General features: G+C 64.6%; 10 protein-coding genes. 4 read left to right on the top strand and 6 right to left on the bottom strand.

Going from position 1 to position 13,071, the window contains the following annotated elements; genetic code table 11:
* Positions 1–6: 6 nt before the first annotated feature.
* Positions 7–1,023 carry an NADP-dependent oxidoreductase gene (locus B5D38_RS00985; protein ID WP_207552866.1) on the bottom strand — a complete coding sequence of 339 codons (1,017 nt, stop codon included), beginning with the start codon at positions 1,021–1,023 and terminating at the stop codon, positions 7–9.
* 91 nt (positions 1,024–1,114) lie between these two features.
* Here B5D38_RS00985 and B5D38_RS00980 point away from each other — a divergent pair, with 91 nt between their 5' ends.
* Entirely contained in the window at positions 1,115–2,053 is a 939-nt protein-coding gene (locus tag B5D38_RS00980) for a LysR family transcriptional regulator (RefSeq protein ID WP_078706502.1), read from the top strand.
* Between the two features lie 62 nt (positions 2,054–2,115).
* Here the strand turns inward: B5D38_RS00980 and B5D38_RS00975 are convergent, their stop codons facing one another.
* Complete coding sequence (locus B5D38_RS00975; RefSeq protein ID WP_078706501.1) at positions 2,116–3,021, bottom strand: AraC family transcriptional regulator; 906 nt, start codon at positions 3,019–3,021, stop codon at positions 2,116–2,118.
* 102 nt (positions 3,022–3,123) lie between these two features.
* Between B5D38_RS00975 and B5D38_RS00970 the strand changes: the two genes are divergently transcribed.
* The gene (locus tag B5D38_RS00970) at positions 3,124–3,870 is read left to right on the top strand and encodes an SDR family oxidoreductase (protein ID WP_078706500.1); all 747 of its coding nucleotides are present in this window, start codon (positions 3,124–3,126) and stop codon (positions 3,868–3,870) included.
* A 123-nt stretch (positions 3,871–3,993) separates the two neighbouring features.
* On the opposite strand, the gene hypB is transcribed toward B5D38_RS00970, so the two are convergent.
* From hypB to B5D38_RS00950, 4 genes are all read right to left on the bottom strand, one after another.
* Entirely contained in the window at positions 3,994–4,836 is an 843-nt protein-coding gene (gene hypB / locus B5D38_RS00965; protein WP_078706499.1) for a hydrogenase nickel incorporation protein HypB, read from the bottom strand.
* 76 nt (positions 4,837–4,912) lie between these two features.
* The gene (locus tag B5D38_RS00960) at positions 4,913–6,703 is read right to left on the bottom strand and encodes a helix-turn-helix domain-containing protein (RefSeq protein ID WP_078706498.1); all 1,791 of its coding nucleotides are present in this window, start codon (positions 6,701–6,703) and stop codon (positions 4,913–4,915) included.
* Positions 6,704–6,917: 214 nt separating this feature from the next.
* Positions 6,918–7,832, bottom strand: a complete 915-nt coding sequence (locus tag B5D38_RS00955) for a pseudouridine-5'-phosphate glycosidase (RefSeq protein ID WP_078706497.1) — start codon at positions 7,830–7,832, stop codon at positions 6,918–6,920.
* Positions 7,833–7,843: 11 nt separating this feature from the next.
* A complete protein-coding gene (locus tag B5D38_RS00950) occupies positions 7,844–8,899 on the bottom strand; it encodes a PfkB family carbohydrate kinase (protein WP_131829838.1) in 1,056 nt (351 codons plus the stop codon).
* A gap of 68 nt (positions 8,900–8,967) precedes the next feature.
* Between B5D38_RS00950 and recA the strand changes: the two genes are divergently transcribed.
* Entirely contained in the window at positions 8,968–10,041 is a 1,074-nt protein-coding gene (recA, locus tag B5D38_RS00945) for a recombinase RecA (protein ID WP_078706495.1), read from the top strand.
* A gap of 317 nt (positions 10,042–10,358) precedes the next feature.
* Positions 10,359–13,022, top strand: a complete 2,664-nt coding sequence (gene alaS, locus B5D38_RS00940; protein WP_078706494.1) for an alanine--tRNA ligase — start codon at positions 10,359–10,361, stop codon at positions 13,020–13,022.
* Positions 13,023–13,071 lie beyond the last annotated feature (49 nt).

Genomic DNA, 13,071 nt, shown 5'->3' with positions numbered 1-13,071 from the left:
GACGGCTCAATTCACCGTCAGCACGATCTTTCCCTGGATATGTCCTCTGGCGGCCCGCTCATGCGCCTTTCGGGCGTCGGCGAGAGGGAAGGTGCTGTCGATGACGACGCGGACGGTGCTGTCATCGAGCAGAGCCGCCAATTCGGCCAGCTGACTGCCGTTCGATCGGACTTGGGTCGAAGAGACCGTCACGCCCCGCTGCTCGGCTTCTTCCGCGCCTGAAAACCCCAGGGGAAAGATGGGGAACAAGGCGCCGCCGCGCTTCAATGTTCGAAGGAATCGGCTTGTGGCTGGTCCTCCGACCGCATCGACGACCAGATCAGCCTCCCGAACGACATCCTCGGGGCGATTTTTGGCATAGTCTATGAATTCGGCGGCGCCGAGGTCTCGCAGAAGCGTCTCGTTCTTGGCGGATGCCGCGGCGATCACCCGCGCCCCTTTCCACACCGCAAGCTGAACCGCAAAGTGCCCGACGCCTCCGGCGGCGCCGTTGACGAGCACGGTCCTGCCCTCGAGCGGCACCGGCCGATGTCGGTTGGGTTGGAGCGGGTTGGGCACGTCGTGGCCCAGCTCGATCATGAATTGCCAAGCCGTGAGCAGCGACATCGGCGCTCCGGCGGCATGGGCATGATCGATTCCGGTGGGCTTCAGCGCGAGCTGCGAGGCGGGCACGGCGACATATTCGGCATAGGCCGCGCTATCTCCCGCGCCCCCCTCCGGAAACCGCACCATGGAATAGACGTCGTCACCAACCTGGAAGCCCTCGACATCCTCGGCAACGACCTCGACCACGCCGGAGATGTCGGTTCCCGGCGTCACCGGAAAGGCCACCCTTGGCCGCCATTCCGGGGGCAGCGTTTTGTAGCCCTCGCGCAAGTACCAGTCGGGCGGGTTGATGCCGACCGCGCGGACGCGAACTAGCACCTCCCCCGCCTTTGGTTCGGGCTTTGCCGCGTCTTCGTAGACCAGCACCTCAGGGCCACCGAATGCATGGAAGCGGACCGCCTTCATCCCGTCGTTCATAGGGTATCTCCATCAGCTTGATTGCTTCGGCGGCTATGTGCATTCGAACTTGAGTATTGATAATTGCGCCGGAATTCGCATTACTCATGCCATGAAGGAACAAATGGCATTGGAGCGGCTGACGGGCCTCATCGCCTTCGCCCGCGCGGGAGCGCTCGGAAGCTACACCGCTGCGGCTCGCTCGCTGTCCGTCTCGCCGTCAGCGGTCAGCAAGAGCGTTCAGCGGCTCGAACAGAATCTCGGCGTCCCGCTGTTCACCCGCACCACGCGTTCGCTGACGCTGACGCCGGAGGGCCGCGAGCTGCACGAGCGCGCGCTGCGGCTGTTGCAGGAGGCGGAAGAAATCGAGCAGGTGGCTCTTTCAGCGCGCTCCGAGCCGGCCGGTACCTTGCGAATCGCGGCGCCTCTGCCGATCGGTGTCCATTTGATAGCGCCCATGCTGCCGGCGTTCCGATCCCGCCATCCGAATGTGGCGATCGATCTACGGCTCAACGACCAGATCATCGACATCGTTGAAGAGGGCATCGATATCGCGATCCGCATCGGCGATCTCGCCGATTCCCGGCTGCTCTCGCGTCGCATCGCGTCGCATCGTCTGTGCGCGTTCGCGTCTCCTGCCTATCTGGCGGCCCGGGGCACCCCGCAGCACCCCGACGAGCTGATCTCCCACGACACCGTCAGCCTGCGCTATCAGAGCAGCGGGCACGCCATGCGCTGGCCTTTTCGGATCGGTGGCCGTGAGGTCGAGCTTGTGCCGCCGTCCGGCATTGTCGTGGATGTGAGCGATGCGCTGGTCGCGGCCCTCGCGGCCGGCGGAGGAATCGGCATCAGTACCGCCTTTGTCGCGGCTCCCCATGTGGCGCGCGGTGAACTTGTCCCGCTGCTTACCGAATTTGCCGTGGAACGGAACAACATCACTGCGCTCTGGCCGGAAAGCCGCCGTGCCAATCCGGCCGTCCGAGCCTTTCTGGAATTGCTACACGAGACGGCGCGGAAGCGACTGGCGCCGACAGGCGCACTCCCGATCTGATCGCTCGGCATACCGCGGGCCCTGGGCCGGAGAGACTTCTCGGCTACGTCCCGAAACCCCCCTCAAGGAACGCGCTGCATCCTCGCGTAAGCGGTCGGAGCCATGCCGACGTGGCGGGCGAAAGCGACGCTGAACGTGCTCGCCGACCCGTATCCGATGCGCTCAGCCACTTCGGCGACACCTCCCTCCCCGCGACGAAGGAGATCCTTGGCCAGCGCCATCCGCCAGCCGAGAAGATATTCCATCGGCGCAACGCCAACCGCGCGCCGGAAGCGCTCGAAGAAGGAGGAGCGGGACAGCGCGGCTTCCCGCGCCAGCTGGCCGACGGTCCACGGCCTCCTCGGCTCCTCATGAATGCGCCGGAGAACGGCCGCCAGGCGCTCATCGCCGAGCCCCCGGAGGAGGCCGGGCGCCGCGCTCGGGCCGGCCGTCGCGCGCAGAGCCTCGATCAGGAGCACCTCGAGGAGACGCGAAAGGATGACCTCGCGCCCCGGACGAAAACCACGGGACTCCTCATCGACCAGCTTGACGAGGATGGTCAGGCGCCGCTCCCCCCACACATGAACCAACTGCGGCAGCAAGGAAACCAGCAGCGCCGCATCGCTCGATCCGAAGGAGCAATAACCGACGAGCATCCGGGTCACGGGCAGGTCGCCCTCGTCGCCGATCCGGGCGGCACCCGGCCGCACCATCGTCGGTTCCGAATCCAGGCTTCTCCCTGAAGGCTGATCGATGCTCTCCATCGCGAAGTCGAAGGCCGCCGGAATCAGGAGAAAATCCCCCTTCTCCAGCACGAGCGGCTCGCGGTCATTGAGGAGAAGGCGCGCCGATCCGTCCAACGCGGCACAGTAGAAGGGGCGGCCTGCCTCGGTGCGCCTCACACGCCAGACGCCGTGGGCGGTCACCACCTTCGACAACTCCGCCCGTGGCTGGAGAAGACTGACGACCTGCGTCAAAGGATCGACCATTTCCGGACTTTCGCCAAGATCATACGGACGATCTATCGTAGCAGGTCCGAAGGTCCGCGCCTATCTCCTTCGCCATCGCCACCCACCGACAGGAGTAGCATTATGCCCACCGCACTCATCACCGGATGTTCGTCCGGCTTCGGCCTAGAGACCGCCCGCCTTTTCCTCGACCGAGGCTGGGACGTCGTCGCCACCATGCGAAAGCCACGCGAGGACGTTCTGCCGGCTTCCGACCGTCTCAAGGTGCTGGCGCTCGACGTCACCGATGCCGCGAGCATCGAGCGCGCCGTGGCCGATGCGGGCGCCATCGACGTGCTCGTCAACAACGCCGGTATCGGCTGGCTCAATCCGCTGGAAGGAACGCCGATTCCGACGGCGCGGGAGATATTCGAGACGAACACGCTCGGCACGATGGCCATGACCCAGGCTGGCATCCCCCAGATGCGCGAGCGAGGGTCGGGCGTCATCGTTAATGTCACCTCGACGGTGACGCTGAAGCCCCTCCACCTTCTCTCCGTCTACACGGCGAGCAAGGCCGCGGTGAACGCCTTCACCGAATGCCTGGCGCTGGAACTCGAACCGTTCGGAGTGCGCGCGCGCATCGTCCTGCCGGGGCGGGCGCCGGAAACGCGCTTTGGCGACAATGCCCGGGCGCGCATGACCGCCGGCATCCCCGAAGCCTATGCCGACATCGCACAGGGCGTTTTCGCGAGCTGGGCGCAAGATAGCCTCGTGACCCGCCCTCTCGACGTCGCGGAAGGCGTATGGCGGGCCGCGACGGACCCGAACTGTCCGATGCATCTACCGGCGGGCGCAGACGCCGTTGCCCAGGCGGCCGCCCTCCAGTGATCGCGAGACGCTGAGCTCTTGCCCTTATGGGCGGCGGCGTCCGAGCCGCCCTCTCACACCGGGCCACGACTCAGAGACGATTGGCGACGGGTTCGGCGGGAGGCTCTCCCGCCGGACGCCCCGTCAAGCGTGGCTGTGGCCGTGCTCATGATGATGGTGGTGATGTCCATGGGCATGGTCGTGCTCGTGAACGTGGCTATGGTCTGCAGCCACCTCATCGTGATCGTGACTATGCCCGTGCGCCTTGCCGTCCTTGGGGTACTGCCGGCGAAGATCGGCGAGTTGGCTCACGAGCCAATCGGCCCAGGCGGCCATACCCTCGCCCTTCTTCGAGGAGACGTCGACCACGGCCCCCTCGCCCCGGACACGAGCGATAGAGCGCCGCGCGCGTTCCGGATCAAACTCCTCGATGAACGGCAGCAGGTCCGCCTTCGTGACGAGAACCAGATCGGAGGCGCGGAACATCACCGGGTACTTCTCGGGCTTGTCGTCGCCTTCCGTCACCGAGAGCAGCACCACGTTCTTGTGGTGGCCGAGGTCGAAGTCCGCCGGACAGACGAGATTGCCGACGTTCTCGATGAAGAGAATGTCGATATCGGCCAGGGACAGATCGTGAAGCGCGTCATGCACCATGACGGCGTCGAGATGGCAGGTAACGCCCGTCGTGATCTGCACGGCTGGAACACCATGGCGCCGAATGCGGTCAGCATCGTTTTCGGTTTCGAGGTCGCCTACCACGACAGCTGCCCTCACGCCCGCCGGCAAGGCCTTGACCGTCGCTTCCAAGAGCGCGGTCTTACCCGAGCCGGGCGAGGACATCAGGTTCACGGCCAGGACGCCATGCTGGTTGAAGTGCTCGCGCACGTGACTGGCGACCCGATCATTCTCCGCCAGGAGATTTTCGAGCACCGTCACCGTTTCGCTGTCGCTGGCGCGGTGTCCGCCGCAGCCACAGGTTTGGCACATAAGCTTAAGTCCTTTTCAGTTTCCGCCCGCGCCGGCCGATCGCCGCGCCGCGAGCGCTTCACGGGCGCGCCCGCCTCTATTTGGGCAGGTCGAGTTCTGCCTTGAGCCGGTTGATGTCGGGGATGATGATGGAGGTGTTCCCGTTGCGCTGAAGAATTCCGCCCCGCACGAGCTCCGCGATGACCGTCGACACGGTCTGGCGCGTCGCCCCAATCTGCATCGCCAAATCCTCGCCATGGGGCGCGATATCGATGACGATACCGCGGTTGGCCTTGCGGCCGTCTCGATCGGCCGTCTCGCAGAGCGTTCGAACCAGCCGATACCGCACGCCGTGGAACGCCATCTCCTCGATCATGCGGATCGACTTTCCCAGCCGCCGCTCGATCTCCGGCACGATTTGGAGCGCCAGCTCCGGATCCGCCTTGACCAGCTGCCGGAACACGCTGCTCCTCACGACGAGAATTTCCGCGTCCTTCTTGACCTCCAACATGGTGTTGTCGTGGAGGATCATGGCGTCGCCGGCATCAAGGGTGAAAAGCGTCAGCTCCTTGCCTTCGAACGAGGCGAAGGAACGGATGCGGCCGCTCCGCACCACCATCAGGCTGCCTTCGTCGTCATCGAGATCCTGGAAGCCATAGATCAGCCTTCCGGCCTTCAGCTTTCTCATGGAAAACTGGCCGCTGGACATGAAGGGCATCAGCCGGTCGACGATGGTCCGGCTCTCGCTGTCCTCTCTCGCCTCAGGCTCCTCGGCGACCGACCATTCGGCGTCCGTCGCCTGTCTCCTCGCCGCCGGCACCGGCGCCGCGCTGTGGCTGCTGCCGGGTGGCGTCTGCATTCTCGCGAACAGCGTCGACCCGCGCGTTGTCTGAACCATGGAGTTGTCGGAGGCCACGCCGATGCTCTCCCGTTCCACGGAAAAGAGCTGGTCGAAACGCATGGCGCCGACCGCCGACCAGGCAAGGCCCAGCAGATTGATCGCGTTGCGGTTGGCGCCGATCAGGCGCTCGCCGTCGAAGGCCAGCAAGCCCTCGTGTGGCCCCCCGACAAGGTAGGGATTGGAGTGGAGATGCATCTGTTCGAGCTTGCCGAACCGGCGCTCGAAAAGCCGCCGCTCCACCTGTTCGACGGCGCGCCGCACCAGAGCAAGACTATAAGCGTGGGAAACATCGTGCGGCGTCGAGAGGTCCAAGACCCCTGCGACTGCGCCATCGGGTCCGAAGATCGGCATGGCGGAACAGGAAAAGCAGCTGTGCCGCGAGAGGAAATGTTCGGCTCCGAAAACCGAAATTTCACCCTGTTCTACCAGCGATACGCCGATGGCGCTGGTGCCGACTGAATCCTCGCTCCAGTTCGCGCCGGGATGCAGCGCGGCGGCGGAGGCTTGCTCCGCAAACTGGCCGTCGCCGACGCGCAACAGGACGAGCCCGTTAGGGTCGGTCAGAACGACAATGCCTCCCGCCGGCTCGGCATCGCGGCACAGCGTCTCGACCTCACCCCACGCCGCCTGTATCAGCGTTTCGTTGCGCTGGAGCGCCTCGCGCATTTCGTGGCGGGTGGAATGCTCGATCTTCGGCCGCATCTCGGGATCTAGACCGCGAGCGGCGCTGCGCCGCCAGGAGCGCAGGACCGGCAGCGAGATACCGCGCGGGATAACCCCGTCGGAAAGGAAGCGGCGACGCGCGGTCAGCAGCGTCTGGGCATCGCGGCCCGTGCCTCGGGGGGAATTCGCAATGACGCAATGACGGATCTGCCCTTGAGGGCGGGACGGCTCGTTGCAGGTCAGGCAGCGCTCGGCGATGGAACCATCACCCTCGCAACCGGAAATGCATTGGGCGTCAGCCTTGAGGCTCTCTGTCAGCGTCATGCACCTGCCTCCAACCCAGATCAAGCGCTTGTGGAAACCGCGATGCTACCTCCCAGATGCGGATCAACGTATCATGGAGAGCGCACTGGACGCCAGTTTCGTTACAACGCGCGCGATCAAGGCTGGTTGACACAGGTCAACTGCCGATACGGCAAATGAAGCGTGGGCGCCCGGCCCGGCCCCGCCAGGATCGAAACGCCCGCCGCGTGTAGGATTATGACTGAGCGAGAGCGCGGGCGATGCGCGCAGCGAGCCGCGCGTTCGATTCCACCAGTGCGATGTTGGTTTCGAGCGTCTTGCCGCCGCTGAGTTCGAACATCCGCGACAGGAGGAACGGCGTCACCTCCTTGTGGGAGATTCCCGCGGCTTCCGCATCGGCGAGCGCGGTGGCGATCCACGCCTCGATCGTCTGATTATCGATAGCCGAGGCTTCCGGCACGGGGTTGGCGACCAACATTCCCCCGGTGAGGCCGAGCCGCGCGCGGGCATTTTGAAATGAGGCCACGTCGACCGCATCATCGAGGCGCAGAGGCGCCGGCAGACCGGACGAGCGCGACCAGAATGAGGGGAATTCGTCCGAGCCGAAGGCAACCACAGGAACGCCCTTGGTTTCCAGAACTTCGAGCGTTTTCTTCAAATCGAGAATCGCCTTGGCGCCGGCCGAGACGACAATGACTGGCGTGCGAGCGAACTCCTCGAGATCCGCCGAGATGTCGAAGCTCTGCTCGGCGCCGCGATGAACACCGCCGATTCCGCCTGTCGCGAAGACCGAAATCCCGGCCAGTGCGGCGGCAATCATCGTGGCGGCGACCGTCGTCGCGCCCGTGCGCCCCGTCGCGACCGCGAAGGCCAGGTCCGCGCGCGAGACCTTCATCGCATCCTTCGTTTGCGCCAGCGCCTCCAGCGTCGGACGCTCGAGGCCAATTCGGAGCACGCCGTCGACCACCGCGATGGTCGCGGGAACGGCCCCTTCCTGCGTGATAATCTCCTCGACCTTCACCGCCATTTCGAGGTTCGACGGCCAGGGCATTCCGTGGGTGATAATGGTCGACTCAAGGGCCACCACCGGGCGGCCGCCGCGAATGGCTTCGGCAACAGCCGGCGAGAGGACGTAGGGCGTATCGTGCATCGTTATGGATCCTATCTGGCGACCGGTCTGGCCGGCGGCATTTCCGCAAGCACCGCGGATGAATTCTCACTGAAGGCCGGCGCGGTGAGCGCGCCCCCCGCGACCCGAACGAAGGCGGCGGCCATTCCTCGGCGAACGGCTTCCTTAAAGGGCACCCCCTGGCAAAACCAGAAGAACGCGGCGCCGGCCAGCGTGTCACCGGCTCCGGTGACATCAGCGACGTTGGGGAGGACGAGCGGTTCCTGTTGTAGCACGACGCCGTCGTCAAGAATGGCGAGCAGTCGCGGCCCATCGCTGATAGACGCCTGCCGGATGCCGCGCTCGACGAGCGCGTTGGCGAGTTCGACCACATCCGCCGAGGCATCGGCATCGACCAGTGCAGCCGCCTCGGCGCGGCTTAGAAAAACCGCCGACAGAAGCGGCAGCGCTCCTCTAAGCCGCGTAACCTTCGCCGGAGAAACACCAATGGCAGCGGTGGGGCGGCCCGAAGCCTCCCGAACGAGCCGCTCAATCGTCGCAGAAGGCAAATTGGCGTCAAACAGGAGCGCGTTGCTGCCGGCGATCAGCTCACGAATATGGCGCCGCGCGAAAAAGCGCGGCGAAAGAAAATCATAGAGCGCCATATCGGCGATGCCCGCGACGAGATCGCCGTGGTCGTCGAGAATTGCCGTGTAGCTGGGCGTGGCGCGGTCGAGCCAGGTCGTCGCGCAATCACGCACGCCCATCTCCGAAAGCGTCGATTCGACCAACTCGCCATCCGCGTCGCCGCCACGTGCACCTAGATATGCCACCTCAGCGCCGACAGCGCGCAGCACGACAGCGGCATTGAAGACCGCCCCACCGACAGCAGTGTGGAGATGACCAGGATTGGACGCGGCGGGAACGAAAGCAGACTGGGAACGGGCGCGCCGGTCGATATGAGCGGCTCCCACAAGCAGGAATGACTGTGCGTTCGACATGCGGATGCCATTCACCATTTTGCGGTGAATGACCAGAGGGACACGAAGCGAATCAACAGGCCAGAAAAGAACAAAACGAGACCACACACTCTTGCGAAATGAGAACAAACCACGTACATCTGATTGGCGTTCTCACATTGCGTCGCTTCCCCGCCCGTGAAATAAGGCAGCGTCCCATGGCTCAAAACATGCTTCGTCTCGTAGAGGATACCGCATTGGACAAGGATAAGGCGCTGGACGCCGCATTGGCGCAAATCGAGCGGGCTTTCGGCAAGGGCTCGGTGATGCGGCTCGGCAGCAACGAGAAGATCGTCGAGGTCGAGACGGTGCCCACCGGCTCCCTCGGGCTGGATATCGCGCTCGGCGTCGGTGGCCTGCCCAAGGGAAGAATCGTCGAGATTTATGGTCCGGAAAGCTCGGGCAAGACGACCCTGGCGCTGCATACGATCGCCGAGGCACAGAAGAAGGGCGGCATCTGCGGCTTTGTGGACGCCGAGCACGCGCTGGACCCGGTCTACGCCCGCAAGCTGGGCGTCGACCTCGAGAACCTTCTCATTTCACAGCCCGACACCGGCGAGCAGGCGCTCGAAATTACGGACACGCTGGTGCGCTCCGGCGCGATCGACGTTCTCGTCGTCGATTCGGTGGCGGCGCTAACGCCCCGCGCCGAAATCGAAGGCGAGATGGGCGATTCCCTTCCTGGCATGCAGGCCCGCCTGATGAGCCAGGCACTGCGCAAGCTGACCGCCTCGATCTCGCGCTCCAAGTGCATGGTCATCTTCATCAACCAGATCCGCATGAAGATCGGCGTGATGTTCGGCTCGCCCGAAACGACGACCGGCGGCAATGCGTTGAAGTTCTATGCTTCCGTCCGTCTCGATATCCGCCGCATCGGGTCGATCAAGGATCGTGACGAGGTGGTCGGCAATCAGACCCGCGTCAAGGTGGTGAAGAACAAGCTTGCTCCCCCCTTCAAGCAGGTGGAGTTCGACATCATGTACGGTGAAGGCGTGTCGAAGATGGGCGAGCTCGTCGATCTCGGCGTCAAGACCGGCATTGTCGAGAAATCAGGCGCCTGGTTCTCCTACAACAGCCAGCGCCTCGGTCAGGGGCGGGAAAACGCCAAGCAGTTCCTGCGAGACAACAAGGATGTCGCCAACGAGATCGAGACGGCGATCCGGCAAAATGCCGGTCTCTTGGCCGATCAACTTCTCGATCGCGGTGGGGAAGAAGAAGCGTCGGAAGATTAGGACGAAGGCAGGGAACGGAGGCTGGTGCATCGCCCTCCCCCGTCATGGTGGCTCCTCTCGACCGCGCGCCATCCTCGCGCGGCCGATCCGACAACACCTCGCTCTGCGGTTTGTGCCGGTCAAACGCGTGATTGCCGGCGCATTTACAGCGCTTGATCCCGCCGCTAAAAAGCCGGCTCGGCCAAGCGCCGATCCAACGGATCATGGCGGGGTGAGCCGGCCTCATCGGCCGGCCTACTTTCAAAACAATCGGTCAATCCGATTGCCAATCCCGATCGATCGGCCCGGCACATCGGTTGTCCTTCGAAGGATCTGGCATGAGCGGCGTCAACGAAATCCGGTCGACCTTTCTCGACTACTTCGCCAAGGATGGGCACGAGAAGGTTCCGTCCTCGCCTCTCGTCCCGCGCAACGATCCGACGCTGATGTTCACCAACGCGGGGATGGTGCAGTTCAAGAACGTCTTCACCGGCCTTGAGCAGCGTCCCTATCAGCGGGCGACCACGGCGCAGAAGGTGGTCCGCGCCGGCGGCAAGCACAACGACCTGGACAATGTCGGCTATACCGCCCGTCACCACACCTTCTTCGAGATGCTCGGGAATTTCTCCTTTGGGGACTATTTCAAGGAGCACGCGATCGAGCTGGCGTGGACGCTGATCACGCGCGAGTTCGCCCTGCCCAAGGATCGTCTGCTCGTCACCGTCTATTCCGAGGACGACGAGGCGGCCACGCTGTGGAAGAAGATCGCGGGCTTCTCCGACGATCGCATCATCCGCATTCCGACCTCGGACAACTTCTGGACCATGGGCGAGACCGGTCCGTGCGGGCCCTGCTCCGAGATCTTCTATGATCAGGGCGAGGACGTGTTCGGCGGGCCTCCGGGAAGCGCCGACGAGGATGGCGACCGATTCCTGGAGTTCTGGAACCTGGTCTTCATGCAGTACGACCAGGTCGACAAGGATACCCGCGTCGATCTGCCTCGCCCGTCCATCGACACCGGCATGGGCCTCGAGCGCATGGCGGCGGTCCTCCAGGGCGTTCACAGCAACTACGACACCGATCTGTTCCGGCGGCTCATCGGATCGGTCGAGGATGCCATCGGCTCCGAGGCCAAGGGCGATGCGGCGCCCAGCCACCGCGTCATCGCGGACCACATCCGGTCGTGCGCGTTCCTGATCGCCGACGGCGTTCTTCCTTCCAATGAGGGACGCGGCTACGTGCTGCGCCGCATCATGCGGCGGGCTATGCGCCACGCCAAGCTGCTCGGCGCGCGCGAGCCGGTGCTTTACAAGATCCTGCCCACGCTGGTCGCTGAGATGGGCCGCGCCTATCCTGAGCTGGTTCGCGCCGAAGCGCTGACCACCGAGACGCTGAAGCTGGAGGAGAAGCGTTTCCTCCAGACGCTCGATCGCGGCCTCGCCCTCCTGGCGGAAGAAACGCAGTCGATGTCCAAGGGCGACCTGCTTCCCGGCATCACCGCGTTCAAGCTCTACGACACCTATGGCTTTCCGCTGGACCTCACCCAGGATGCCTTGCGCCAACGCGGCATATCGGTCGACCTTGCGGGTTTCCAGGACGCGATGGAGCGTCAGCGTGCCGAGGCCCGTGCGAGCTGGGTCGGTTCGGGAGAACGCGCGTCTGAAGGCGTCTGGTTCTCGATTCGCGAACGCGTCGGCGCAACCGAGTTCCTCGGTTACGATACGGAGCAGGCCGAAGGGATCGTGTTGGCGCTCGTGCGCGATGGCGCGGAAGTCGCGTCGGCGAGCACCGGGGAGGATGTCTCCGTCATCGTCAATCAGACGCCCTTCTATGGCGAGTCGGGCGGCCAGCTTGGCGATACCGGCGTCATGAAGGGCGACGGCATCAGGATCGCGATCGAGGACACCCAGAAGGTTGCGAACGGCCTCTTCGTTCATAAGGGCAAAGTCGTCGAGGGAACGGTAAAACCCGAAACGCCGCTGGAACTGGTCGTCGATCAGGAGCGGCGGGGACGCATCCGCCTCAATCACTCCGCCACGCATCTGCTGCATGAGGCGCTGCGCGAGGTGCTGGGCACGCATGTCGCGCAGAAGGGATCGATGGTCGCGCCGGAGCGCCTTCGCTTCGATTTTTCCCATCCCAAGCCGATGGACGCGGCCGAGATTGCCGAGGTCGAGCGCCTTGCGAACGGCATTGTCCTCCAGAATGCTCCGGTCGAGACGCGGATCATGGCGGTTGACGATGCGATCGCCACCGGCGCCATGGCTCTATTCGGTGAGAAATACGGCGATGAGGTCCGCGTCGTCTCGATGGGCGTCGCAAAGGAAGGCGAAAAGGCGGGCAAGACCTATTCGATCGAGCTTTGCGGCGGCACCCACGCACGCTCCACTGGCGACATCGGCCTTGTGCATGTCGTCTCGGAAGGAGCCGTTGCGGCAGGCGTGCGGCGTCTCGAAGCGCTGACGGGCGACGCGGCGCGGGACTACCTCCTGGAGCAGGATGCCCGCGTGCGGCGCATGGCTGCCGCCATGAAGGTTTCTCCCGCAGAGGCGTGCGAGCGACTGGAGACCATCATCGAGGAGCGCCGGCGCCTGGAGCGTGAGCTCTCGGATGCCAAGAAGCGTTTGGCTCTGGCTGGCGATGGTGGCGGAGCGGCCGCCACGCCCGCAAAGGAAGTCGGCGGGGTGCAATATCTCGGCCGCGTCCTCGAAGGCGTTTCCGGCAAGGACCTCAAGGGCCTCGTCGACGAGGCAAAAGCGTCTCTCGGCTCGGGAGTTGTCGCCTTCGTTGGTGTGGCGGACGGCAAGGCGAGCGTGGTCGTCGGCGTCACGCAGGACCTGACCGCGCGCCTCGATGCCGTCAGCTTGGTTCGCGCGGCGAGCCAGGCGATCGGCGGCAAGGGCGGCGGTGGTCGGCCCGATATGGCGCAGGCTGGCGGTCCGGACGCAGACAAGGCGAGCGAAGCGATCGCCGCAGTCGAAAAGGCCCTCTCCGCCGCCTGAAGCGGACAGGACACCGTTCTCGGCAGGCTGCCAGCCGCCTGCTCTTCTT

Origin of the sequence: Consotaella salsifontis, assembly GCF_900167365.1 — a bacterium.
Lineage (GTDB): Bacteria > Pseudomonadota > Alphaproteobacteria > Rhizobiales > Rhizobiaceae > Consotaella > Consotaella salsifontis.
The sequence above is the reverse complement of the archived record's forward strand: the minus strand, read 5'-3'. Positions and strand labels throughout refer to the sequence as shown.

Bases quoted from the DNA above. Each gene is read 5' to 3' on its own strand.
- alaS (WP_078706494.1), top strand. From the start codon at position 10,359: ATGAGCGGCGTCAACGAAATCCGGTCGACCTTTCTCGACTACTTCGCC.
- B5D38_RS00980 (WP_078706502.1), top strand. From the start codon at position 1,115: ATGAAGGAACAAATGGCATTGGAGCGGCTGACGGGCCTCATCGCCTTC.
- B5D38_RS00970 (WP_078706500.1), top strand. From the start codon at position 3,124: ATGCCCACCGCACTCATCACCGGATGTTCGTCCGGCTTCGGCCTAGAG.
- B5D38_RS00985 (WP_207552866.1), bottom strand. From the start codon at position 1,023: ATGAACGACGGGATGAAGGCGGTCCGCTTCCATGCATTCGGTGGCCCT.
- hypB (WP_078706499.1), bottom strand. From the start codon at position 4,836: ATGTGCCAAACCTGTGGCTGCGGCGGACACCGCGCCAGCGACAGCGAA.
- B5D38_RS00960 (WP_078706498.1), bottom strand. From the start codon at position 6,703: ATGACGCTGACAGAGAGCCTCAAGGCTGACGCCCAATGCATTTCCGGT.
- recA (WP_078706495.1), top strand. From the start codon at position 8,968: ATGGCTCAAAACATGCTTCGTCTCGTAGAGGATACCGCATTGGACAAG.
- B5D38_RS00955 (WP_078706497.1), bottom strand. From the start codon at position 7,832: ATGCACGATACGCCCTACGTCCTCTCGCCGGCTGTTGCCGAAGCCATT.
- B5D38_RS00975 (WP_078706501.1), bottom strand. From the start codon at position 3,021: ATGGTCGATCCTTTGACGCAGGTCGTCAGTCTTCTCCAGCCACGGGCG.